This is a genomic window from Pyxidicoccus sp. M6 (genome assembly GCF_055568925.1).
Genome location: NZ_CM145714.1, coordinates 4,266,523 through 4,288,502 on the forward strand (window position 1 = coordinate 4,266,523; position 21,980 = coordinate 4,288,502).

Consider the following 21,980-nt stretch of genomic DNA (forward strand, 5'->3'; position numbering starts at 1 on the left):
TCAGGTGGTCCCGCTGACGCGCAAGTCCGAGGACAGGCAGGACACCTGAAGACAGACGCCGCTCAGGTGCCAGAAGCCACCGGGACGCGTGTGAAGCTCAGCGTCTCCGCCTCGTCCTTGCCATTGCTCCGATACGTCTCCACCTTCGTGAAGTGGTTCGCATCCCCAAGCGTCAACTCCAGCCGGTGCAGATGCGAAGCACGAGGCGCCTTCAGATTGGTCGCGTCCAGGAAGGTGAAGACCCACCGTCTCTCGGTGGCATCCGGAGCGAGGCGGAGGCGCGGCTGGTTGCCCTGCGCGCAGTAGTGCGTCGCCAGCAGTCGCGCTCCATCCAGGTGATAGAGCGTCAGCGTCTCCTTGCCCGAGGGCAGCGTGTACGTCTCGACGAGCGTGCTGTCGCCTGAGACGAGCCGGTAGGTCAGCCGGATTTCCTTGCCCTCGGACAGGGGCGCGGTCCACGTGCCGACCAGGGCACGCAGTTGCTCGAAGCTCTGCGCGGCGGAAGGAGCCCCCGCGCGAGCCGGCGTCGAGCCGAGACACAGCAAGACCGCGAGGAAGAGGGGAGCGGTGAGTCGCCAAGGCATGAGCATGCGTGAAACATAGAAGCGCCGGGTGTCCCACCGCACGCGTGTTCCTCACGGACCGGAGCTCACTCCGAGGGAGACAGCTTCGTCACCCAGAACGCGTCCGGCACCTTCGCCGCCGCGCCCTTCTGCAGTTGGTTGCGCAACCGCGCCTCGGTGACCCAGATGCGTCCATTGGCTTCCACCGTGAGGTTGACGGGGGACTCCATCCCCGAGGCCAGCACCTCGATGCGCCTCGGACCCGACGTCTTCCCGAGCACGTCGATGCGGACCACACGCCCGTCGCCACTCTTCGTCGCGCCCTCCAGCACGAGCAGCCGTCCATCCGGCGCGAAGCGCATTCCATCCGGATTCTCCAGGCGTCGCGGCAGCTCCACCTCGCTCACGGCCGGAGGCGCCCCCGCGTCACCAGGGCGCACGAGGAAGAGCCGGCCAGGACCGAAGGTGCTGACGGCCAGCGTCTTCCCGTCTGGAGCCAGCGCGATGCCCGCGGGGCCGATGCCCGAGAGCCCCGCCTCCTTCGACTGGAAGCGTGCGTCGGACACGTAGGTCTCCAGGCGCTCACCTCCAGGCGGCAGGTAGAGGACGGAGGCCCGGGTGCTGTCCGTCACGTACAGCCCACCGTCGGCTGCAAGAGTGATGTCATTGCCCAGCCCTCCCTCCGGGATGGGGACGATGCGCCGCACCTCGCCGGAGCGAGCATCCACCGCGAAGAGCCGGTGCCACCGCTTCCCCAGCGCTCCGTCCGGGCGCATCAAGCCCATGACGTCCGGAGACGTGCCCCACAGCAGGCCACGCGGTGCATCGAGCCGCAGGCTCGTCACCGCGAAGACCTCCTCCGAGCCGGGGAACAGCACCGTCCATTCGCCTCCCGGAGCCTTGCGGAGGATGCGCCCGCTCGGCACCGAGCCGACGAAGAGCGTCCCGTCTTCCGCGTGGGTGATGCCATTGGGATACGTGAAGCCCGAGGGCAGGGTCAGCCGCTCACGGCGCGGGGCGGCGGCCTCCGGAGCAGAGGGCGTCAGCGTAAGCAGGACCGCGGTGAGGACTCCGAGGAAGTTCAGTCCGTGCATGGCGCTCACCGCTGCGAAGCCGTGGTGGAAGGAGTGACCCAGGAACGGTGCCCGGCGATGGTGTACCCGCCGTCGACCAGCAGGTTCTGTCCCGTGACGAAGCGCGCCCCGTCGGAGCACAGCCAGACCACCGCGTCCGCCACCTCCTCCGGGCTGCCGAGCCGGCGCGCGGGCGTGTGCGCGATGAACGGCCGCTGAATCTCCTCCGTGGAGAGGAGACGGTGGAGCATGGGCGTTTCGATGATGCCCGGGTTGACGTTGTTGACGCGCACGCCGCGGTCCATGCCCTCCAGCGCCACCGCGCGAATCATCCCGTCCAGCGCCGCCTTGCTCGCCGAGTAGATGGAAGTCCCCGTCATCGCGCCATGCGCCAGCCACGAGGAGTTGTTGACGATGGCCCCGCCGCGCCCCGAGCGCAGCATGGCCTCCACCTCGTACTTCATGCACAGCCACACCCCACGCACGTTGATGCCGAAGGTGTGGTCGAAGTCCTCGGCCTTCAACTCGTGAATGGGAGCGAAGGAGCCCTCGACGCCCGCGTTGTTGAAGGCCGCGTCCAGCCGGTCGAACCGCTCGAGCGTCGTGCGCACGAGCCGCTCCACCTCCTCCTCCTTCGCCACGTCGGTGGGGACGGCGAGCGCCCGTCCACCGGCCGCCTGGACTTCCGCCGCCACCGCTTCCAACTCCGCGCGCCGCCGGCCCGCGAGGACCACGGTGGCTCCCTCGCGAGCGAAGGCCACCGCGGCGGCCTGCCCGATTCCACTTCCGGCCCCGGTGACGAGGACCACCTTCTCCTGGAACGACTTCGAACCCTTCACGTCCGCCATGGTGCTTGTACTCCGCAGGGGGGACCGGAAGCCCACGCGGCCCGGATGGCCGCCCGCGCCTTTCCGATGCGTGCGCTGCACAAGTAGCCCACGGGTTCCGCCCCATCATCGCGCGGCGCCGCACTAGACTCGTGCACCGCACGCAACAATGTGGGAGGAGCGGGGCATGGAGCGCGTGGCACTGCGGGACAGGCTGGAGGACATGCTCAGCTTCACGGCGGTGGCGCGGGCGTTGAGCTTCGCGGACGCGGCCCGGGAGCTGGGCATCAGTCCCTCTGCTCTGAGCCGGCGCATCGCCCGCCTGGAGGATGCGCTGGGCACGGCGCTCCTTCGCCGCACCACGCGCCATGTGTCGCTCACGGAGGCGGGGACGCTGTACCTGGAGCGATGCACCGACGTGCTCACCCGCGTCGAGGATGCGGAGGCGCTCGTCTCGGGCCTGGCGGGAGAGCCCAGGGGGCGGTTGCGCGTGGCCGTGCCCAACCTGTTCGGCCAGCTCCAGGTGGCGCCATTGCTGCCGGACTTCCTGCGCCGATATGCGCGCATCGGGTTGGAGCTCTCGTTCATGGACCGCTACGTGGACCTCGTGCAGGAGGGCTTCGACGTGGCCATCCGCATCGGCGCGCTCACGGACTCCAGTCTCGTGGTGCGCCGGCTCGCCACGAACCACCGCTTCCTCGTCGCGGCCCCGAGCTACCTGCGAGGCCGCCGGCCGCTGACGAAGCCCGAGGACCTCGCGCACCATGCGTGCCTCTACTTCAGTCCGCTTGCGGATGGGCAGTCGTGGACCCTGCACAGGGCAGAGGAGCAGGTGACGGCGCGAGGACGCCCGGTGCTCGTCGCGGACAACGCGGAGGCACTGCGACTGGCGGCGGTGGCGGGCTGTGGTGTCACCGTGCTGGCCACGTTCCTCATCGCGGAGGACCTGCGGGCCGGGCGGCTCGTACGGGTGATGGACGGTTGGTCGGTGCCTGACACGGGCATCTTCGCCGTGCACCCACCCGGGAGGCTGGTGCCGTCGAAGGTGAAGTCCTTCGTCTCGTTCCTCGCGGAGCGCTACGCGGGCACGCCACCGTGGGAGCAGCGGTTGGGCTCGCGACGCTCCGGTGCGTGAGGAACTCTGGTAGACATCGCGGCGCCATGGAGCTCATTCCCGCTTCGGATTTCTCACCGCGCGCCCTCTCCACCCTCTTCGCGCGCTCGTTCGAGAATTACTTCGTCAACATCCCCGACGCGCCCGCGCTGTTCGACGCGCGCGTGCGCACCGAGCACATCTCGCTGGCGGACAGCCGGGTGGCCCGGGTGGACGGTGAGTCAGTGGGGTTGGTGCTGATGGCGCGGCGGGGAAGGGTGAGCCGCGTCGCGGGCATGGGCATCATTCCCTCGCACCGCAACCGCAAGCTGGGGGCTCGCATGTTGTTGCCGTTGTTGGACGAGGCCCGGGCGCGCGGCGACACGCGGATGGTGCTGGAGGTCATCGAGCAGAACGCCCCAGCGGTGAAGCTGTACGAGCGCCTGGGCTTCCAGCGCGTCCGCCGGCTGGTGGGCTTCGTGGGGACTCCGGCGCCGGAGCCCGCCGCGCTGGAGGAGGTGGAGGCGCTGGCCTGCGCGCGGCTGCTCCCGGATGACGTGCCCTGGCAGATGGCGCCATCCACGGTGGCGGGACTGGCGCTGCCCGCGCGGGCGTTCCGGCTCGGGCCCGCGGTGGCGGTGATTGGAGATGTCTCCGCCCCCACGCTCGCGCTGCGCGCCATCGCCGTGGAGCCTTCCGAGCGGGGAAAGGGCTTCGGGCGCAGGCTGTTCCGCGCGCTGGCGGCGGCCTGGCCCGGAAGGCCGATTGCCGCGGGCGCCATCATTCCGGAAGGGCTGTGCGACGGCTTCTTCCTCGGCGCGGGCTTCCAGCATCCGGCGTTGTCCCAACTCGAGCTCGTCCACCGTCTGACCGCGCCATGAACCTCATCGAACGTCTTCAAGACTCCATGCGCCACGCGGCGCAGGAGCGCTACACCGCCGTCTCCGTCCCGCCCTTCACGGCCTACTTCCACCCGTTCGACGCGATGGTCTACCTGAACTACGCCATCCCGGACGGGCCCGTGACGGGCGACACGCGCGTGGCCCTGCGGCGGCTCCGCACCGAGTTCGAGTCGCGCCAGCGCGTGCCCCGCTTCGAGTACGTCGACGCGCTGGCCCCCGAGCTGGCCGGCATGCTGCGCGACGCCGGCTACCGCCAGGAGGCCGAGGCCCGGCTCATGGTCTGCACTCGCGACAGTTACGTCCCCGTCCCGGGGCCGGACGGGCTCGTGCTCGCGGTGCTCTCGCCGGACTCGCCTCGCGAGGAGGTCCGCGCCTTCTGCGTCACCACGCGCCAGGGCTTCAGCCCCGACGAGACGCCCGCCGTGAGCGACGAGGAGGTCTCCAAGACGCTCGCGGACCTGAAGGACGGCCGCGCGTTCCTCGCGAAGATGAACGGGCGCCCGGTGGCGGGCGGGCTGTTCACCTCACCCCACCAGGGCACTTCCGAGCTCGCGGGCGTGGCGACGCTCCAGGAGTGGCGCGGGCGCGGCATCGGCGCGGCGCTTGTCTCGCGCGCGGCGCAGGAGGCCTTCTCACGCGGCGTGGAGGTGCTGTTCCTGAGCACCATCACCGAGGAGGCCGGCCGCCTCTACGAGCGCGGCGGCTTCCGGTTCGTCACGCGGATGTTGTTCTACGTCGACGCCGCGGCTCCCACCCACGGCTGAGTCACGTCGGGACGCTGGCGCGTCCCCGTGCGACGCGGATGGTGTGCCTGGCCGCCCGCTCGCGTGAAGTACGAGGTCGCCAACTTCGACGAGGACCTCATCGACCGCGCGAGCAAGAGCTATGAGATTCGGGCTGCCATCGACACGCTGAACGGTGGCGGCGTCGCCGGCTTCATCCAGAGCGTCCTCTGAGAAGTCCGGGAAGTCTTCCTTCCTGGGCAGGGCAGACAGGCGAGCATTGAAAAGACCTGGGCGGCGGGCTCGCAAACGAGCATGAAAGCCACCCGCCCGGTCGTTCTACAATCCGCTCCCGAATGTCCCCCCGTCCCGGCCGTACCCTCCACGTGTATCCCGACGCCGGCCGGCGCCAGGCCGCGCTGCGCGCAGGGGGGGATGCGAGCGGCCTGTCGGTGGGGGCCCACCTGCTCACCTGGGATGAGCTGCTGCATGCCCTCGGTGGCGCGCGCGAGCTGAACCGGCGCCCGTGCCCGGCCATGGCCGCACGCGCCGTCGTGTCCTCGCTGGGCCCCGTGCTGGGCGACACGCCCTTCGGTGAGTACGTGCGAGAGCCCGCCTTCGCGCGCGCCGCGCTGGACGTGGTGCTCGACTTGAAGGCCGGCCGCCTCACCGCGCGCGAGCTGCAGGACGCGGTGGAGGTACTGCCTCCGGACAGGCAGAGGAGGGGACGGGTGCTCGCCCGCCTGTACCACCTCTACGAGCAGAAGATGGCGGAGCTGGGACTGGCGGACCGCGAGGACGTGATGCGCGGCGCACGCGAGGCCCTGGGCCGTGGCGCATGGCCGGCGGGCTGGGAGGGCGTGGGCGCGCTCGTGCTGCACGGCATCTACGACGTGCGGCCTTCCGGGCTGGAATTGCTGCTGGCGCTGGTCGCGGCGTGCGAGTCGCGCCGGGTGACGCTGCGGGTGGAGACGCCGGTGGGTGGCTCGCCCGCGGCGGACGCGGCGTTGGCGGCGTTGTTCCGCGCCTTCGAGAACCGCGGCGAGACGATGCCGCACGTGGACCTCTTCAAGGCGGACGTCACCTTCGAGGGCCGGCCCTTCATCGACCTCGGTCGTCACCTGTTCTCTCCGCGTGCCTCGCGGGACGTGCTGAAGGACGCGCTGCCGGGCCTGCGCGTGTGGAGCGCGGCCACGGCTCGCGAGGAGGCGCGCCTCGTCGCGCGAGACGTGAAGCGGCTCATCGCGGAGGGCGCCTCGCCGGGAGACATCGCCATCGCGTGGCGCGAGCCGGGGCCCGAGGCCGGGTGGCTCGCGGAGTCGCTGGGAGAGCTGGGCGTGCCGGTGCGCCTGCCCTGGGGTGAGCCGCTGGCCCTCGCGGGCCCCGTGCGCCTCGCGTTGGACCTGCCGGCGCTGGCGGAGGACGGCTTCCCCGCCGAGCGCGTCGCGGAGTTGGTGGGCAGCCGCTACGCGCCCACGCTGTCTCGCGGTGGCCCGGACGCGCCCGCGAGCCTCTTCGCTCTCGCGGCCGTGCGCGACGACAAGCTGGGCGCGCTGCGCAACCGCGGCGCGTATGACGTGCGGCTGGATGGGCTCGCGCGCCGGCTCCTCGCGCTCTACGGAGCGCAGAAGAAGGACGCCGGCAACCGCGTGCACGCCGTGCAGGTGCTGCGCCAGCGCTGCATGCTGCTCGTGGACCACTGCCGTCGCATCCCCGAGAAGGGCACCATCGAGGAGCTGCTCACCGCGTGGTGGCACGTGGTGGAGCGGCTGGGCCTGATGGACTCGGAAGGCCCGCTGGAGGCGCGTGAGGAAGGTGGCCTGGGCGCGCGGGCGGTGGACGCGCGAGCGCGGGACGAGGCCGCTCGTGAGGCGCTGCGTCAGCGCGTGCAGGGACTCCTGCGGACGATGAAGGCCGTGGGCGGAGGGCCGGAGCTGAAGCGGCGCACCTTCGGCCGCTGGCTGCGTGACGCCATGGCGGACGCGCACCTGCCTCCGCGCGGGCCTCGCACCGGAGCGGTGGAGGTGCTCGACGTGGCCGAGCTACCGGGCCGCACCTTCCGCCATCTCTTCCTCGCGGGCATGACGGAGGGCCGCTTCCCCGGCCGTGACGCGCCGTCTCCGCTGCTGGGAGACGCGGAGCGCTCCGCCCTCAACAAGCACCTGGGCCGCGACGTGTTCCGCCTCACCGGCGGCGAGTTCGAGGACCGCGCGGCGTGGCGCCTCACCGAGGACCGGCTGCTCTTCGCCAGCGCGCTCGCCGTCGCCGAGGAGACGGTGAGCCTGTCCTTCGCCATGGAGGCCGCGGGTGGACAGGAGCAGGTGCCCTCCGCGTTCCTCGAGGAGGTGCGCCGGCTCACCGCGCTGAAGTGGATGCCGCGCTCGTTGCCGCCCATTCCTCCGCTCGACGAGGTGCTCACCGAGGCGGAGCTGCGCCGCAGCGTCGCGCTGGAGGCGCTGGCCCAGCCCAAGCTGCGCGTCACCGAGCCGGACCCGGCGGCCCCGCTGCTCCGGCGTCAGTTCGAGAAGGAGGTCTGGTACTCGGCCGCGAAGGAATTGTCGCTCGTGGAGATTGAGCGCCTGTTCTTCTTCGGCGACCCCAACCGGCAGCCGGGTCCGTACACGGGCTCGGTGGATGCGAACACGCTGCGCGAGTCCCTGCGCGAGACGTTCCGCTTCGACCTCACCCGCCCGCTGTCCGCGTCGGCGCTCGCGCGCTTCGGCAACTGCGGCTTCCAGGGCTTCCTCACGTATGGCCTGAAGGTGACGGAGCCCGACACGCCGGGCGAGGAGTTCGACGCGCGCGGCCGAGGCACCTTCTGGCACCGCGTGGTGGAGGAGGTGTTCAAGTCGCTCAAGGAGCACGGCCTGCTGGGCAAGGCGCCCGAGGACGTGCCGGACGAGGTGCTGGACACGGCGCTCAAGTCCGCCATCAAGCACTTCGAGAAGTTCCACCACGTGGGCCATCCCGCGCTGTGGAAGCTGGCGCACGAGCGCGCCCGCGCCATGGCCCGCCGCATCCTCGTGGACGAGCGGCACGGGCTACCCTTCGACAAGATGGTGCCCGAGGGCTTCGAGCTCCAGTTCGGCCCCGCCGCCGAAGACGACAAGTGGCGCAACGTCATCCTCCCGATTGGCGGTGACGCCATCGTCTTCGAGGGGAAGATTGACCGGTTGGACAAGGCGGGCGGCGAGGTGGGCGTCATCGACTACAAGTCCGGGCGGCTGGACAAGCGCGCGCTGAAGGAGAAGCTGCTCACGTCGGACTTCCAGCTCCCGCTGTACCTCTACGCGGCGCGCGAGAGCGGCCACAAGGACGCGAAGCAGGCGGCGTGGTTCTCGCTGCGCACCGGCGCCACCATCCACCTGACGGAGGTGGTCTCCGCGCAGGAGATGGACGAGCTGCTGTCCACGGACCCGGAGGTGCGCGCGAAGGTGGCGGAGAAGCAAGGCCTCAACCTGCCCAACGCGGTGGAGTCGCTCGTGAATACGCTGCGCGAGGGGCGCTTCGCCGCGCGACCCCAGGACTGCGGCACGTGCGGCTTCCGCGCCGTGTGCCGCATCACGGAGCGCCGCATGACGGAGGAGGGCGGATGAGCGGCACGCCGTCCATCTTCGCGCTGGAGCGCAACCTGGCCCTGATGGCGGGCGCGGGCGCGGGCAAGACGTACAGCCTGGTGACGATGACGCTGCACCTGCTCGCGGGCGCGCGTGAGGCCGGCGCGGCGGTGCGTCCGTCTCGGCTGTGCATGCTCACCTTCACGGACAAGGCCGCCGCGGAGATGCGCTCGCGCGTGCGGCAGCGTCTGGATGGGCTCGCGCAGGGCGACACGCGGCAGGACCAGGAGAAGGAGCTGCGTGCCTCGCTGGAGCGGCTGGACAAGCCCTTCCCGCTGCCGGATGCGTGGCGGCAGCTCCGCGAGGAGCTGGGCGCGGCCACGGTGGGCACGTTCCACTCGCTCTGCGGGCAGTTGCTGCGCCGTGCACCGCCGGCCGTGGGCATCGACCCGAACTTCGAGGTGCTCGACGAGCTGGAGGCCTCGGGGCTGGTGCAGGACGTCTGCGAGCGCGTGGTGCTGGATGCGCTCGAAGAGGGCGACGCGCAGGTGCGCGAGCTGTGTCAGGAATTGGGCTTCTCCGGCTCGGGCTTCTCGGATGGCCTGGTGGCCGCGCTGGTGTCCGTCTACCGCAAGCTGCGTGAAGAGGGCCTGCGCGCCGCCACCGCCGCCGTGGGCAATGCCGCGGAGGCCCGCGCGGAGCTGGAGGAGGAGATTACGAGGTGCATCCAGCTCTGCTCCGAGGCGCACGGGCTGGACGTGAAGGGCGAGTGGAGCCGGCTGCTCGGCGGGCTGGAGCGCGCGCTGAATGGAATGACGGCTGAGAACTTCGGCACGGGCGAGCGCTTCCCGTGGCTGCGCGCCTGCTTCAAGGCCGATGGTCGCAACTTCGCGCGACTGAGCAAGGGCGCCGCGTCTCCCATTCGCGAGCTGTACTGGCGCGTCTTCGGCAAGAGCGACGGCTCCGTGCCCCGTCTGGACGACGCGTGGGCCGCGTGGCGTACCGCGCCCTTCGAGCTCACCTTTCGCGAGCTGCTGACACAGGTGGAGGAGCGCCATGACGAGGAATTGTCGCGGCGCAACGTGTTCGACTTCACCTCGCTGCTCGTGAAGTCGCGAGACCTGCTGCGAGACTTCCCGGAGTTCCGCCGGCAAGTGCAGGAGCGCATCGGCGCGCTGCTGGTGGACGAGTTCCAGGACACCAACCGCCTCCAGTTGGAGTTGGTGCTGCTGCTCGCGGAGAAACGCGACGGTGGGCCGCGCGAGCTGGCGAAGGACACGGACGTGGTGGCGTCGCTGCCATTGGAGCCCGCGTTCCTCTGCGCGGTGGGTGACCGCAAGCAGTCCATCTACGAGTTCCGCGGCGCGGACGTGTCTGTCTTCTCGGTGCTGGCGAAGAAGATTGAGGACGAGGGCGGCACGCGCGGCTTCCTCCAGCACAACCGCCGCTCGGTGCCAGGGCTGCTGTCCTTCTTCAACCGCACCTTCGCCGGAGTGCTCGTCGCCGCCGACGAGAGCGAGCCGCGCCCCTTCGAGGTCGTCTACGTCCCCGAGGAGGACGACCTCTCGCCCGTGCGTCCGTCCCTCACCGAGTCACAGGTGGTGGAGCGGCTGCAATTGGAAGAGGCGGACACGGCGGCGGACCTGCGCTGGCTGGACGCGGACTCGGTGGCGCGGCGGCTGCGGTGTCTGCTGGCACCGGGCGCACCGGCCACCGTGGAGCGCGAGGACGGAGAAGGATTGCGCCCCGCGCGCGGTGGCGACGTGGCCATGCTCTTCCGGACCTTCACGCACCTGGAGGTGTACCGGCAGGCGCTCATCCGCCACGGTGTTCCGCACCGGGTGCTGCGCGGGCGTGGCTTCTATGGCGCGCAGGAGGTGCTGGACCTGGCCTCGCTGCTGGCGCTGCTCGCGGACGCGGAGGACTCGCTCGGCTTCGCCGCGGTGCTTCGCTCTCCACTGGTGGGGCTGTCGGATGCGTCGCTGTTCCTCCTCGCGGGGGACCAGCCCTTGTCGCTGGCGTCGCCCAACCTGAAGGATGCGAAGGTGCTGGAGTCCCTCCCCGAGCGCGAGCGGACGCGGCTGGAGCGCTTCCTCGGGGCACTGCCCGCGCTGCGCCGTGAGCGCGACCGGCTGGGCGTGCGCGAATTGTTGCTGTCCGCGCTGGACGTGACGGGCTACCGCGAGGCGCTGGCGGGCTCGCCCTACGCGGAGCAGGCGAGCGCCAACGTGGAGAAGCTGCTGGCGCTGGCTTCGCGTCGGGACGAGCGCGGCACTGGTGGCTGCGTGGCCTTCGCGCGCGAGCTGCGCATGCTCGCGGAGAACGACCCCACCGAGGCGCAGGCGGACCTGCTGGATGCGGGCGACCCGCGCGCGGTGCAGTTGCTCACCATCCACCGCGCGAAGGGCCTGGAGTGGCCCATCGTCGTGGTGCCGGCGCTCGGCGGGCGGCGGCGCACCACCAGCGCTCGCGCGCACTTCGAGCGCTCGCACGGAATCTCCCTGCGGCCATGGGTGCCGGACTCGCTGGACACCGACTACACCTCCAAGCGCTTCGACGCGGTGAGGGCGGAGCTCAAGGCGCGCGAGGACGCCGAGTACCGCCGCCTCCTCTACGTGGCCCTCACCCGCGCCCGGGACATGCTGGTGCTGTCGGGCGGCGCGGAGCCGCGCGGCGGCAAGGACTCGTGGTGGCACCTCATCAACGCGCGGCTGGAGGAGGAGCCGGAGCTGCGCGAGCTGGTCGATGACCTGAATGTGGATTCACTTCCGCCGCCCGCGGACCCCGTGCCTCCAGGCCCCGAGGAGCTGGCGCGCGCCGGGGCTCGCGTGGAGGCCGCTCTGCTGCGCGTGCGCGGGGGGCTCGGAGAGGATGGCGAGACTTCGGGCTCGGTGGTGGCGTCGGTGGACGCGGTGCAGGACTTCCTCGCGTGTCCGCGGCGCTTCCACTACCTGCACCGGCTCGGCTTGCGCGGCGCCGCGTGGCCCTGGGAGGTTCCGCCCCGGGGAACGCCGCCGCTCGTGGAGCCCGACGGGTGGTTGCCCGCCGAGAGTCCGGAGAACCTGACGCTGCGCCTGCTGCGCGCCGTGGACTTGCGGCTCGCGGCGGCCCCGGACGTGGAGCCCGCCGAGCGGCGTGCCCACCTGGAGGCGCTGCTGCGCGCCGCGGGCGCGCTCCCGGACGATGAGGGCATGGAGGGCGTGGTGGGCACCGTGGAGCGCTTCCTCGGCACCGAGCTGGCGCGGCGCATGGCGGCGTCGCCCTCGCAGGCCGTCCACCGGGGGCTGCCCTTCCACGTGGTGCTGGAAGAGGGGGCTGCCCTGGAGGGCGAGGTGGACATCCTCTGGGAATCACCCGAGGGCGAGGCGGTGGTGCTGTCCTTCAAGTCCGGCGGACGACATCCGATGGGGGCGGCGGCCTACACGCACGAACTGGCGGCGCTGGACCTGGCCGCGCGGCGCATGGTGCGTGAAGGGGTGCCGGTGCGGGTGGGAGTGGTCTTCCTGGGCGAGCCTCGCCCGGAGCCGGAGTGGCTGACGGGCGCGAAGGGGCTGGAGGCGGCCGCCGGGAGGCTGGCCGGGGCCGTCCGGGCGCTGGCTCGCGGGGAAACCCGGGGGGAGTGGGCCGGGCGGGAGAGGGCGACCTGCCAGGCCCTGCATTGTGGCTTCTCGGAACACTGTCACCCGGCCCCCGGCGCGTGCTAAGCGGCGCTCACCATGCCGAACGTCGTCGTCATCGGAGCGCAGTGGGGAGATGAGGGTAAGGGCAAGGTCGTCGACCTGCTCACCGAGCACGCCCAGTTGGTCGTCCGTTTCCAGGGCGGCAACAACGCGGGCCATACGCTCGTGGTGGGCGGGCAGAAGACGGTGCTGCATCTGATTCCCTCGGGCATCCTCCACCCGGGCAAGACGTGTGTCATTGGCAACGGAGTGGTGGTGGACCCTGCCGTCCTCGTCGGGGAAATCGACGCGCTCAAGGCGCGCGGCTTCCTCAAGGAAGACTCGCAGCTCATCATCTCCGACAATGCCCACGTCATCTTCCCGTGGCACAAGCTGCTGGACAGCTTCCGCGAGAAGGCGCGCGGTGGCAGCGCCATCGGCACCACGGGCCGGGGAATCGGCCCGTCCTATGAGGACAAGGTCGCTCGCCGCGGCATCCGCGTGCGCGACCTGCTCAACCCGGAGCGCCTGCGCAAGCGCATCGAAGAGCGCCTGCCGCTGGCGCTGGAGGAGCTGAAGGAGCTCTGCAAGCAGGCCGGCGCGGACGTGCCGCAGCTCGAGGTGCCGCAGGTGCTGGCGGAGTTCTCCGCCCTGGGCCAGCGGCTCAAGCCCTACGTGCACGACGCCTCGCTCTTCCTCTCCGAGCAGGTGCGCAAGGGCGCGCGCATCCTCTTCGAGGGCGCGCAGGGCACGCTGCTGGACGTGGACCACGGCACGTATCCCTTCGTCACCTCGTCCAACTGCGTTGCGGGCAACGCCGCGGTGGGCTCGGGCCTGGGACCCACGGCCATCGACAAGGTGATGGGCATCAGCAAGGCGTACACCACGCGCGTGGGTGGCGGCCCGTTCCCCACCGAGCTGAACGACGCCCTCGGCGACCAGCTCCGCAAGGTGGGTGACGAGTACGGCGCCACCACCGGCCGCCCGCGCCGCTGCGGCTGGCTGGACGGCGTGGTGCTGCGCTACGCCGCGCGCGTCAACGGCCTGTGGGGCATGGCGCTCACCAAGCTGGACGTGCTGAGCGGCCTGAAGACGCTGTGCATCTGCACCGCGTACGACCTGGACGGCCAGAAGATTACGGAGCTGCCCGGGGACTACGAGGACCTGGCGCGCGTGAAGCCCATCTACGAGACGCTGCCCGGCTGGGACGAGAAGCTCGCCGGCGTGCGCACCTTCGATGAGCTTCCGGAGAACGCCAAGCGCTACGTGCGCCGCGTGGAGGAAGTCTCCGGCGTCCCCGTGGTGTGCGTCTCCGTGGGCGCCGACCGCGGCGAGACGGTGTTGCTGCAGAACCCGTTCCGCAGCTGAACCGACCGTGGTGAGGCGGTGCTGCTCCCATCCGTCGCGGAGCAGCACCGCGCAGCGCCTTCCCTGCATGTGCAGTGGCCGCGGCGGCGAGATGGTGCTGCTCCCATCCGTCGCGGAGCAGCCCCTCGCTGAGCCCTTCCATCCCGCGCAGTGGCCACGGCGTGGGGGGCACCTCCGCATCGAGCGCGAGGTGGGCTGACACGCCCCCGGGGTTTCTGCTACGGCTTCCGGGTCGGCACACCCGGGGGCTGTTCATGTTTTTGCGCAGGTTCGTCATCGCCGTGTCCGCGACGTGGCTCTTGGGCGCCGCGGAGCCCTCCGCTCCGGCGCGTGCGGCCTTCGAGCGCGGTGAAGCGGCGCTGTCGGCCGGCCGGGTGGACGAGGCGAGTGCGGCCTTTCGCGAGGCACTATCCGCCACGCCCGGTTACGCCGCGGCCCTGAACGGGCTGGGCAGCGTGCTCTTCCGCAAGGGACAGGTGAGCGAGTCCATCGCCCGCTTCCGCGAGGCCACCCAGGCGGACCCCAACTTCAAGATGGCGTACTTCAACCTGGGCTATGCCGCGCGCAAGGCGGGCGACGTCGCCACCGCGGCCCAGGCGTACGAGCGTTACACGCAGCTCGAGCCGAACGACGCGGACGGCTACTACGGGCTCGGCGAGAGCTACCGGCAGCTCGGCCAGAAGGACAAGGCGATTCCCGCGTACCAGGCGTACATCGCGCGCGAGAAGCGCCCCGGTGAGCAGGTCTGGGTGCGCAAGGCGCGCGAGTACCTCGCGGCCATGGGCGCCGAGCCGCTTCCGGCAGGTGCGACGGTGCCGGCGTCGGCTCCGGCGTCTGCTGCCGCTTCGGCGCAGCCTGCCGCCGCGCAGCCGTCGGCGGCGCAGCCCGCGCCGTTCCCGGAGTCGAAGCCCGCGGCCCCAGCCGTGGCCGAGCCGGAGCGCACGCCGAACCCGTCGCTCGCGGCCTCGCGCATCCGGGACGGGGACGCGCTGATGAAGGAGCGCCGCTACCGCGAGGCGGCCTTCGCCTTCCTCGACGCGACGCACGCGGACAACGGCCACGTGGAGGCGCTGTTCAAGCTGGGCAACGCGATGGCGGTGCTCGGCTACTACGGGCAGGCGGTGGAGGAGTGGGAGCGCGCGGCGAAGCTCACCCAGGACGCCACCATCCGCCAGAGCGCGCAGGACAACATCACCCGGGCGCGCTCGAAGATGGCGCAGGCGGGCGCCTCACCGCAGGCCGCGGGCCAGCCTCCGGGCTCCGGGCCGGTGGCGGACACGACGCGCGCGCAGGCGCGCCGCGCTTACGAGCAGGGGGTGCAGCGCATCGGCAGCCGTGACTACGGCGGCGCGCTGACGAGCCTCACGCAGGCCATCCAACTGGAGCCGATGCTGGCGGTCGCATACACCGCTCGCGGCAGCGCGAACATTGGACTCCGGCGCTATGCGGAAGCCGCGGCGGACTATCAGTATGCGCTGGAATTGGAGCCGGCCTCGGCCTCGCCGTTGTACGGACTCGCGGAGTCGTTCCGCGCGCTGGGCCGCAACGCGGAGGCGCGAGTCCTCTACGAGCGCTATGCGTCCTCGTCCGCCACGGACGTGCGTGCACAGCTCCAGGAAGAATCCCGACAGAAGGCCGCGAAGCTGCGTTGACCGCCTGCCAGGAGGGCAGGGGGGCAGGTGGACCATGTCAGCTCCAAGCATTAACTTGGGAGTATGACCGGGCGAGACGCGGATGTGGACCGAGGGCAGGTCTTCCGACCCCGCAGAGTCCTGGCGGCTTCCATGGCCGTGGCGGGACTGCTCTGGGTGGCGGTGCTGCTGTACCTGCTCCGCTTCGATGGGGTTCCGCTGAAGACGTTCCTCTCAGCGGGGTTCTTCGTCCTCTTCTTCGGTGTCTCGCTCACCTACTACGCGCGCACACGCATCGTGGTGGATGCGCGGGGCATCACGTACCGGGGCATGGTCCGCACGCGGCACTTCTCCTTCGCGGACATCCGCAAGCTCGACGTGCTGCCCGGCCCCGTGACGGTCTACGCCATCCGCGGCAAGTGGGGCTTCGTCCACTTCACCAGCTTCTTCCAGCACCACCAGCGGCTCGCGCGGATTCTCGTGGAGCGCGCGGGTCTCGCGCCGATGGCCGGGTAGGGGCGGCTCAGCCGCTTCCCGCCAGCGCGTAGGTGACGACGAGCCCTGCGAGCGCCGCGAGCGCGCCCAGGCCAATCAGCCACCACTCACCTCGGGCCTTCTTCGGCGGTGGAGGCATCGCCGGCGCCTCCATGGGCACCTGCGCTTCTGCTTCCGTCGCGGGAGCCGGAGCCTCGGCCCCCGGTGTCTGCTCCGCGTTTGCGCCAGGAGCGGGCTCGGGCGCCGGAGGTGGTGCGGGAGGCGGCGGTGGCTCCTCCACGGGCGCCTGGAAGCGCAGCAGCGTGCGTCCCAACTCGATGACGTCTCCATCCGCCAGTGGCGCGCGTCCCTTGACGCGCTGCCCGTTGAGGAAGACGCCATTGGGGCTGCCCAGGTCCTCCAGCGTGAATCCCCCGTCCCCGTGAAGGACACGCGCGTGGGTCCGTGACACGGCCCTGTCGCGCAGGCGGAGGGCCACCTCGCTGCCACGCCCCAGCTCCGTGCACGCCTCCGCGAGCGCATGTGTGCGGCCCACGTCCAGTCCCGTGAGGCAGGTGAGGGTGGCCGCGCGCGACGGGCCCGGTCCCTCCGCGCCGGTGAGCAGGCCCTTGAGCACGGCCACGGTGCCCACGCCGCGCTCCGCCGGAGCCTCCTGAAGCACCCGCAGGCACATCTCCTCCGGAAGTCCGAGCACCTCCCCGGGAAGCACCAGCCGGGAGACACCGGGCGGGGCGAGGACGCCATTCACGGAGACCGTGCGCGATGCCTCGACCATCAGCCGCTGCGCCTCGATGCGCAGGGTCAACAGCCGCGGAGGCAGTCCCTCCAGCCGGATGTGGTCCTCGGTGCCGCCGCCCAGCAGGTGTTGACCATCGGAGAGCTCGAACGGCGTGGTGGTGCCCAGGTGCTCGAATTCGAAGCGCATGGCCCGGCACCGGAGCAACCGCCGGACCGGCATGGTGCCCCGGGTTTTCGCGAAGTTGCCGGGACGGAGGCGTCCACGTCCGGCGAAGCCCGTCCAGGCCTCGGGACGGCCTTCAGCCCGCGTCACTCCCAGGGGCGGGACTCATGCCGCGTGGCCGACACCGGGAGGCGTTGCTCCAGGAGCGTCGGCTGGCAGCCGCGAGCCCGGGTACACGGACACCTCCGAGCCATCCGCGACGAACGCCGAGCTGGGCTTCCCACACAGGAACGGCTCGAAGCGCGCGCCGTAGAGCCCGCGCACGTCGCAGTCCAGCTCCACGTCGTCCGCCTGCCAAACGGACCAGCGCGGGTGCTCCACGCGGTACTCCGCGCAGCCGCCGTCCCGCTGCTGCGTGTAGCCCCAGTAGTGCTCGGTGATGAACTCCTCCTCCGAGCCCGGCGCACTGGCTTGCGGCGCACCACGCGTCCTCGCCGACAGGTGCTGCCAGCGCCCGCCGGCCCTCCACGCGTATTCCAGCCGGCCCGGCGTGCCCTGCTCCGCGCCCTGCATCTCCACCATGTGCCGCATGCGGAGCGCGACGTACGGCTCGTTGTAGAGGACGCGAGCCACCGTGGCGATGGCGAGGCGCGGGACGATTTCCTTCACGAACGCCACACCGCGCCGCCAGCCCTCCGGGCCCCGATAGCGCACGTAGTAGCGCAGGTTCACCTCATCGAAGTTCTGGTGGAACGGCACGGCCAGGCCGCGCACGCGAGTGTCCAGGAAGCGGAAGCCCACCATGCTGGCGAATGCCTTGCCCTGCCACGTGTCCAGCTCCGTCCCCCGGGGCACGAGGGGCCGCAGCACCTCGGGGTCCACCTCGTAGTTGAGCATGACGAGGTACCGCCACGTGGCCGTCAGGAAGGGGCGCATGCTCATGTCGTAGCGCGCGCGTTGTCCGCCCGTCCAACCCGCGCGGGAGCCCCTCATTCCCAGCTCTGATGGCGCGAAGAACGAGCCCGGGCTCCGTGCACATGCACTCCTGCCGGGCCGGCCTCGAACGCACGGCGACGCGAGCAGTCCGACCCATCCTCCGCGAAGCCCGCTAGGATGTCCGGCCCCGATGCGCCTCTCGTCCAAAGTCCTCGTCCCGCTCCTGACGCTCACGTGCCTCGCCGCCTGCCGCGACGAGCAGGCCGGTCCGCCGCAGCGCGCACCCCGCCTGCCCGCGCCCACGCAGACGCGCACCCTGGATGCCGCGCCCGCGGACCTCACGTTCCGCAGCGGCGCCACCTTCGCGGGCGGCACGGTGGTGTACCTGGGCTCGAAGGTGACACCGCAGAACGCCTCGCCCGGTGAGCAGGTGCGCCTCGCGCACTACTTCCAGGCCACGCGCCCGCCGCCTTCGGGCTTCGGCTTCTTCGTCCACCTCATCGACCCCAACAGCGGCGGCATGCTCTTCAACGCCGACCATGAGGTGCAGGGCGGAGCCGCGCCGCTCGCGTCATGGCCCGTGGGCAAGGTCATCGAGGACGTGCACTCCGTCCCCATGCCGTCCGTGCCCGCGCGAGTGGTGCTCGGCTTCTGGCGCGACGACCAGCGTCTCCCCGTGGACGACGCGAACGCCCATGATGGCAGCCAGCGCATGCTGGGCCCGCAGCTCGGTGGTAGTGCTCCCGAGCTGCCCGAATACGCCGTCGGCCGCGCGAAGAAGGCGCCTACCATCGACGGGGTGCTGGACGACGCGGCATGGAAGGGCGCCCAGCCCGTGCTGCTGCGCGGCAGCTTCGACGGACGTCCCGCGCAGCTGCGCACCGAGGCGCGCCTCGTCTACGACGATGCGAACCTCTACGTGGCCTTCGACATCGAGGACCCGGATATCTGGGGCACGCTGCGCAACCGCGACGACTCCATCTACGAGGAGGAGGTGGTGGAAATCTTCCTCGACGCCAACGCGGACGGGCGCACGTACAACGAGCTGCAGGTGTCTCCGCACAACGTCATCTTCGATGCGTACTTCCCCGCGCGACGCCAGGGCATGGACCGCTCGTGGGACTCGGGCATGAAGACGGCGGTGAAGGTGCGCGGCACGCTGGATGCCCCGTCCGACAAGGACGAGGGCTGGACGGTGGAGATGCAGATTCCCTTCGCGCGCCTGGCCGAGGTGCCGCGCATTCCGCCGCAGAAGGGCGACCGCTGGCGCTTCAACCTGTACCGGCTGGAGCACCACCAGCGGCGCACGGTGGAAGGGCAGGCCTTCTCACCGCTCTTCATCGGAGACTTCCACGCGCTGCCACGCTTCGGCTGGCTGAGCTTCCAGTAGCGAGGCGGGCACGCCTCACGCGTGCGGAGTGATTTCCCAGTGTGCGTCCGCCACGGAACGCTCCGCCGGGTCGCCCAGGAAGCGCAGGAAGCCGCGAAGCTCCAACGTGTCGACGAGCTCCTCGGCCTCAAGCTCCGAGAAGCCCTTCATGTGCACGAGCACGTCCCGCATGAGCGCCTTGCCACGCAGGTAGCCGACGGGCTCACCGGGGCCGAGCGTCTGCTTCAGCTCGGCGGTCAACGCCTGGAGATCGAGATCCTCTGAAATCATCGCTCGAAGGTTGCGGACGCTCTTCCCCGACGGCAACCCGGGCATTCTCCGGCGAAGGCTCGCGCGGCAGATGGGGGACCAGCCGGACGTCCTTCCCGTCACTCTCCACGGTGACGGCCCCGTCCAGGTCTGTCCGCCAGCACTCACTCCCCACGGCGCGGTAGCGCGCTTCGACCTCCGGGTGGGGGAAGCCATAGCGGTTGCGCCGTCCCACGCAGAAGACGACGTGCCGGGGCCGCGTCTTCGCGAGCATCGCCTCCGTGGACGACGTCCGCGAGCCATGGTGCGGCGCCTTCATCACCGTCACCGCGTCGAGCTGTCCGAGGAGTTCCGCCTCGCCGTCCTCCTCCACGTCGCCCGGGAGCAGCACGGTGACGTCGCCGTGCCGCACCCGCAGCACCACGCTCCTGTCATTCGCGCCCTCCAGCAACTCGCGCTCGAGCGGGCCGGGAGGCCCCAGCACCTCCAGCGTGGCCTCGCCCAGGCGCAGTGAGGGGTGGCCGGCTTCCACTCCCTCCACGCGCGCGTCGCGGGCGGCGGCCACCACCTGCCGCGACAGGGGACCGTCGCCATCACCCGCGGGCATCCACAGCCGCTCGGTGGGCACGTGCTTCAGCGCCGACGCCAGGCCCAGCGCATGGTCCGGATGAGGATGGGACAACACCGCCAGGTCCAACCGCGAGATGCCGGCCTGCTTCAGGTACGGGACGACGAAGCGCTCTCCGGTGTCCATGCCGCCGGGCACACCGCCACCGTCCACCAGCGCATGGTGTCCCCGCGAGCTGAGCACCACCGAGTCCCCCTGGCCCACCGAGAGGAAGGTGATGCGCAGCCCCGGCTCCGGCAGCAGCTTCGGCGCCAGCACCGTGCCCGCGACTGCCATGGGCGCGAGCCACCCGCAGAGCCTCCACCGTCCCGTGCCGAGTGCCCACGTGAGCAACCCCGCCGCATACAGTGCAGAGGCGAGTCCCCCCAGCGCGGGCACCTCCACGGCGGCCAGCGGCGCGGCGGCGAAGAAGCGGGTGATGGCCAGGAGCAGCTCGGACGCCCACGCACCGGCCCACAGCACCGGCGTGGCGAGTACGGGCACCACCACGAAGAGCGCGGCCCCGCCCGCGGCCAGCCCCGTGAGCAGCCCGCAGAGGGGCAGGGCGACGATGTTGGAGACGAGCCCCGCCAGGCTCACCCGCCCGAAGGCCGCGGCCACGACGGGCAGGCCCGACAGCGTGGCGGCGGCGCTCGCGCTCAAGGTCTGCGCCACCGTCTCGCGCGCCTGTCCCCACCAGCGCCGCAGCCGCCGGGGCTCCTGGGGATTCGGAGGCGCCAGCGGAATCGCCTCCCGCAGCGGAGGGGACAGCAGCACCAGCCCCAGCACCGCGAGGAACGACAGCCGTAGCGACAGGTCCATGACACTGGAGGGCGCCCACGCCACCAGCACCACCGCCGCGGCAGCCAGCCCGTTGAGCCCATCCGCGCGCCGCCACAGCGCCAGCCCCAGCAACACCACCGTGGCCATCACCGCCGAGCGCACCGCGGGCGGCTGATTGCCAGTGAACAACACGTACGCCCAGACGAAGGGCACCGCCGCCGGAGCCGCCATTCGCCGCGCGTCCAGCTTCCGCCACCGGGCCCCCGCGCGCACCAGCCCGCGCCGCAGCAGCGCGAGCGTCATCAGCGCCAGCGCCGCCACGTGCAGCCCGCTGACGCTCAGCACGTGCGCCAGCCCCGCGCGGGAGAACGCCTCCTCCCACGCGTCATCCAATTCCGCCCGCTGTCCGGCTGCCAACGTGAGGAACAACGCCGCCGCGTCCTTCGACGGCGCCACCGCATGCACCGCCACCGCCAGCCGCGCGCGAGTCGCCTCCAGCGCGCTCCTCCAATCCGGGGCAGGGGAGAGCACCAGCACGCGTCCCGCCTCCGCGCCGCCGGTGAAGGCCACGCCCTGCCGCCGCCGCGCGGCGCCGAAGTCCTTCTCTCCCGGATTGCCGGGCGGCACCTCCGGGGCGAGCCGCGTCTCTACTCGCACGCGTTGCCCGGGCAGCAACTCCACGAGCGCCCCGCGAAGCGACAGGCTCACCCGGAAGCGCGACGGCTCCAATGCCCCGTCCGGCGCCCCGGCGCGGGCCACCGCCAGGCGCACCCGGGTGGCTCCGTCGAAGCGCTCCACGCGCTCCGCCTCGCCCTCCAGCACCGCCGGGCCTCCAGCCCTGAGGGCGGTCGGCACCTCCACCCGTGCCTCCCAGCACGCGAGGCCCGCTCCTGCCGACCCGAGCGCCGCCAGCACCGCGAGATGGGCACCAGGCAGGCGAGCGAGCGCCAGCCCGAGCGCTCCCAGCAACGCCCCGGCAACCAGAAATGGAAGGGGTCCGATAAGTGTTGCTGGTGCGCAAAGCGCGCCGAGCGTGAGGCTCAACGCGGGAAAGAATAGAGGTCGCGACCCCAGGTCGCGCCACGCATGACGATCCACCGCCCGACCCCCACCCGCCACCGCCGTCACGCGAGCGCGCACACCTGGCGACACCGCGTACGAAAACCGACAACCTAGTCGGGCGCCGAAGGGGTGGTCAAGGCGTTATCGTTGCCCGTGGATGTG

At 71.4% G+C, this 21,980-nt stretch carries 17 protein-coding genes; 10 read left to right on the plus strand and 7 right to left on the minus strand.

From position 1 onward, the window contains the following. Positions 1-62: 62 nt before the first annotated feature. Genes ACVTJA_RS16965 through ACVTJA_RS16975 form a run of 3 tightly spaced genes read right to left on the minus strand, consistent with a single transcriptional unit; the run spans position 63 to position 2,484 of the window. Positions 63-590: a hypothetical protein gene (locus tag ACVTJA_RS16965; RefSeq protein ID WP_465837419.1), complete on the minus strand. Its 528-nt coding sequence runs from the start codon at positions 588-590 to the stop codon at positions 63-65. A 59-nt stretch (positions 591-649) separates the two neighbouring features. Continuing rightward, a complete protein-coding gene (locus tag ACVTJA_RS16970; RefSeq protein WP_465837420.1) occupies positions 650-1,657 on the minus strand; it encodes an SMP-30/gluconolactonase/LRE family protein in 1,008 nt (335 codons plus the stop codon). Positions 1,658-1,662: 5 nt separating this feature from the next. Further along, positions 1,663-2,484 (minus strand): SDR family NAD(P)-dependent oxidoreductase, encoded by an 822-nt coding sequence (locus ACVTJA_RS16975; RefSeq protein ID WP_465837421.1) that lies wholly within the window; start codon positions 2,482-2,484, stop codon positions 1,663-1,665. A gap of 166 nt (positions 2,485-2,650) precedes the next feature. Here ACVTJA_RS16975 and ACVTJA_RS16980 point away from each other — a divergent pair, with 166 nt between their 5' ends. The 9 genes from ACVTJA_RS16980 to ACVTJA_RS17020 all read left to right on the plus strand — a co-directional run bounded on the left by ACVTJA_RS16980 (position 2,651) and on the right by ACVTJA_RS17020 (position 15,911). After that, positions 2,651-3,598: a LysR family transcriptional regulator gene (locus ACVTJA_RS16980; protein WP_465837422.1), complete on the plus strand. Its 948-nt coding sequence runs from the start codon at positions 2,651-2,653 to the stop codon at positions 3,596-3,598. A gap of 26 nt (positions 3,599-3,624) precedes the next feature. Then, complete coding sequence (locus ACVTJA_RS16985; RefSeq protein WP_465837423.1) at positions 3,625-4,437, plus strand: GNAT family N-acetyltransferase; 813 nt, start codon at positions 3,625-3,627, stop codon at positions 4,435-4,437. Then, the gene (locus ACVTJA_RS16990; RefSeq protein WP_465837424.1) at positions 4,434-5,222 is read left to right on the plus strand and encodes a GNAT family N-acetyltransferase; all 789 of its coding nucleotides are present in this window, start codon (positions 4,434-4,436) and stop codon (positions 5,220-5,222) included. The genes ACVTJA_RS16985 and ACVTJA_RS16990 overlap by 4 nt, the downstream gene beginning before the upstream one ends. Before the next feature lie 27 nt (positions 5,223-5,249). Continuing rightward, the gene (locus tag ACVTJA_RS16995) at positions 5,250-5,414 is read left to right on the plus strand and encodes a hypothetical protein (protein ID WP_465837425.1); all 165 of its coding nucleotides are present in this window, start codon (positions 5,250-5,252) and stop codon (positions 5,412-5,414) included. Positions 5,415-5,536: 122 nt separating this feature from the next. After that, a complete protein-coding gene (locus tag ACVTJA_RS17000; RefSeq protein WP_465837426.1) occupies positions 5,537-8,776 on the plus strand; it encodes a PD-(D/E)XK nuclease family protein in 3,240 nt (1,079 codons plus the stop codon). Beyond that, positions 8,773-12,441, plus strand: coding sequence for a UvrD-helicase domain-containing protein (locus tag ACVTJA_RS17005; protein WP_465837427.1), 3,669 nt, complete (start codon positions 8,773-8,775; stop codon positions 12,439-12,441). Before ACVTJA_RS17000 ends, ACVTJA_RS17005 begins: the two co-directional genes overlap by 4 nt. Positions 12,442-12,453: 12 nt before the next feature. Further along, complete coding sequence (locus ACVTJA_RS17010; RefSeq protein WP_465837428.1) at positions 12,454-13,764, plus strand: adenylosuccinate synthase; 1,311 nt, start codon at positions 12,454-12,456, stop codon at positions 13,762-13,764. A gap of 254 nt (positions 13,765-14,018) precedes the next feature. Further along, the gene (locus ACVTJA_RS17015; protein ID WP_465837429.1) at positions 14,019-15,416 is read left to right on the plus strand and encodes a tetratricopeptide repeat protein; all 1,398 of its coding nucleotides are present in this window, start codon (positions 14,019-14,021) and stop codon (positions 15,414-15,416) included. A 63-nt stretch (positions 15,417-15,479) separates the two neighbouring features. Beyond that, complete coding sequence (locus tag ACVTJA_RS17020; RefSeq protein ID WP_465837430.1) at positions 15,480-15,911, plus strand: PH domain-containing protein; 432 nt, start codon at positions 15,480-15,482, stop codon at positions 15,909-15,911. A 7-nt stretch (positions 15,912-15,918) separates the two neighbouring features. Here ACVTJA_RS17020 and ACVTJA_RS17025 read toward each other — a convergent pair whose 3' ends face one another. Together ACVTJA_RS17025 and ACVTJA_RS17030 are read right to left on the minus strand one after the other, a co-directional pair. Further along, positions 15,919-16,815 (minus strand): FHA domain-containing protein, encoded by an 897-nt coding sequence (locus ACVTJA_RS17025; protein WP_465837431.1) that lies wholly within the window; start codon positions 16,813-16,815, stop codon positions 15,919-15,921. A gap of 141 nt (positions 16,816-16,956) precedes the next feature. Continuing rightward, positions 16,957-17,784 carry a YqjF family protein gene (locus tag ACVTJA_RS17030; RefSeq protein WP_465837432.1) on the minus strand — a complete coding sequence of 276 codons (828 nt, stop codon included), beginning with the start codon at positions 17,782-17,784 and terminating at the stop codon, positions 16,957-16,959. A 133-nt stretch (positions 17,785-17,917) separates the two neighbouring features. On the opposite strand from ACVTJA_RS17030, the gene ACVTJA_RS17035 reads away from it, so the two are divergent. After that, positions 17,918-19,117 carry a carbohydrate-binding family 9-like protein gene (locus tag ACVTJA_RS17035; RefSeq protein ID WP_465837433.1) on the plus strand — a complete coding sequence of 400 codons (1,200 nt, stop codon included), beginning with the start codon at positions 17,918-17,920 and terminating at the stop codon, positions 19,115-19,117. Between the two features lie 15 nt (positions 19,118-19,132). On the opposite strand, the gene ACVTJA_RS17040 is transcribed toward ACVTJA_RS17035, so the two are convergent. Together ACVTJA_RS17040 and ACVTJA_RS17045 are read right to left on the minus strand one after the other, a co-directional pair. Further along, on the minus strand, positions 19,133-19,387 hold the full coding sequence (locus tag ACVTJA_RS17040; RefSeq protein WP_465837434.1) for a hypothetical protein: 255 nt from the start codon (positions 19,385-19,387) through the stop codon (positions 19,133-19,135). Beyond that, positions 19,320-21,854: a DNA internalization-related competence protein ComEC/Rec2 gene (locus tag ACVTJA_RS17045; protein WP_465837435.1), complete on the minus strand. Its 2,535-nt coding sequence runs from the start codon at positions 21,852-21,854 to the stop codon at positions 19,320-19,322. The genes ACVTJA_RS17040 and ACVTJA_RS17045 overlap by 68 nt, the downstream gene beginning before the upstream one ends. Positions 21,855-21,980 lie beyond the last annotated feature (126 nt).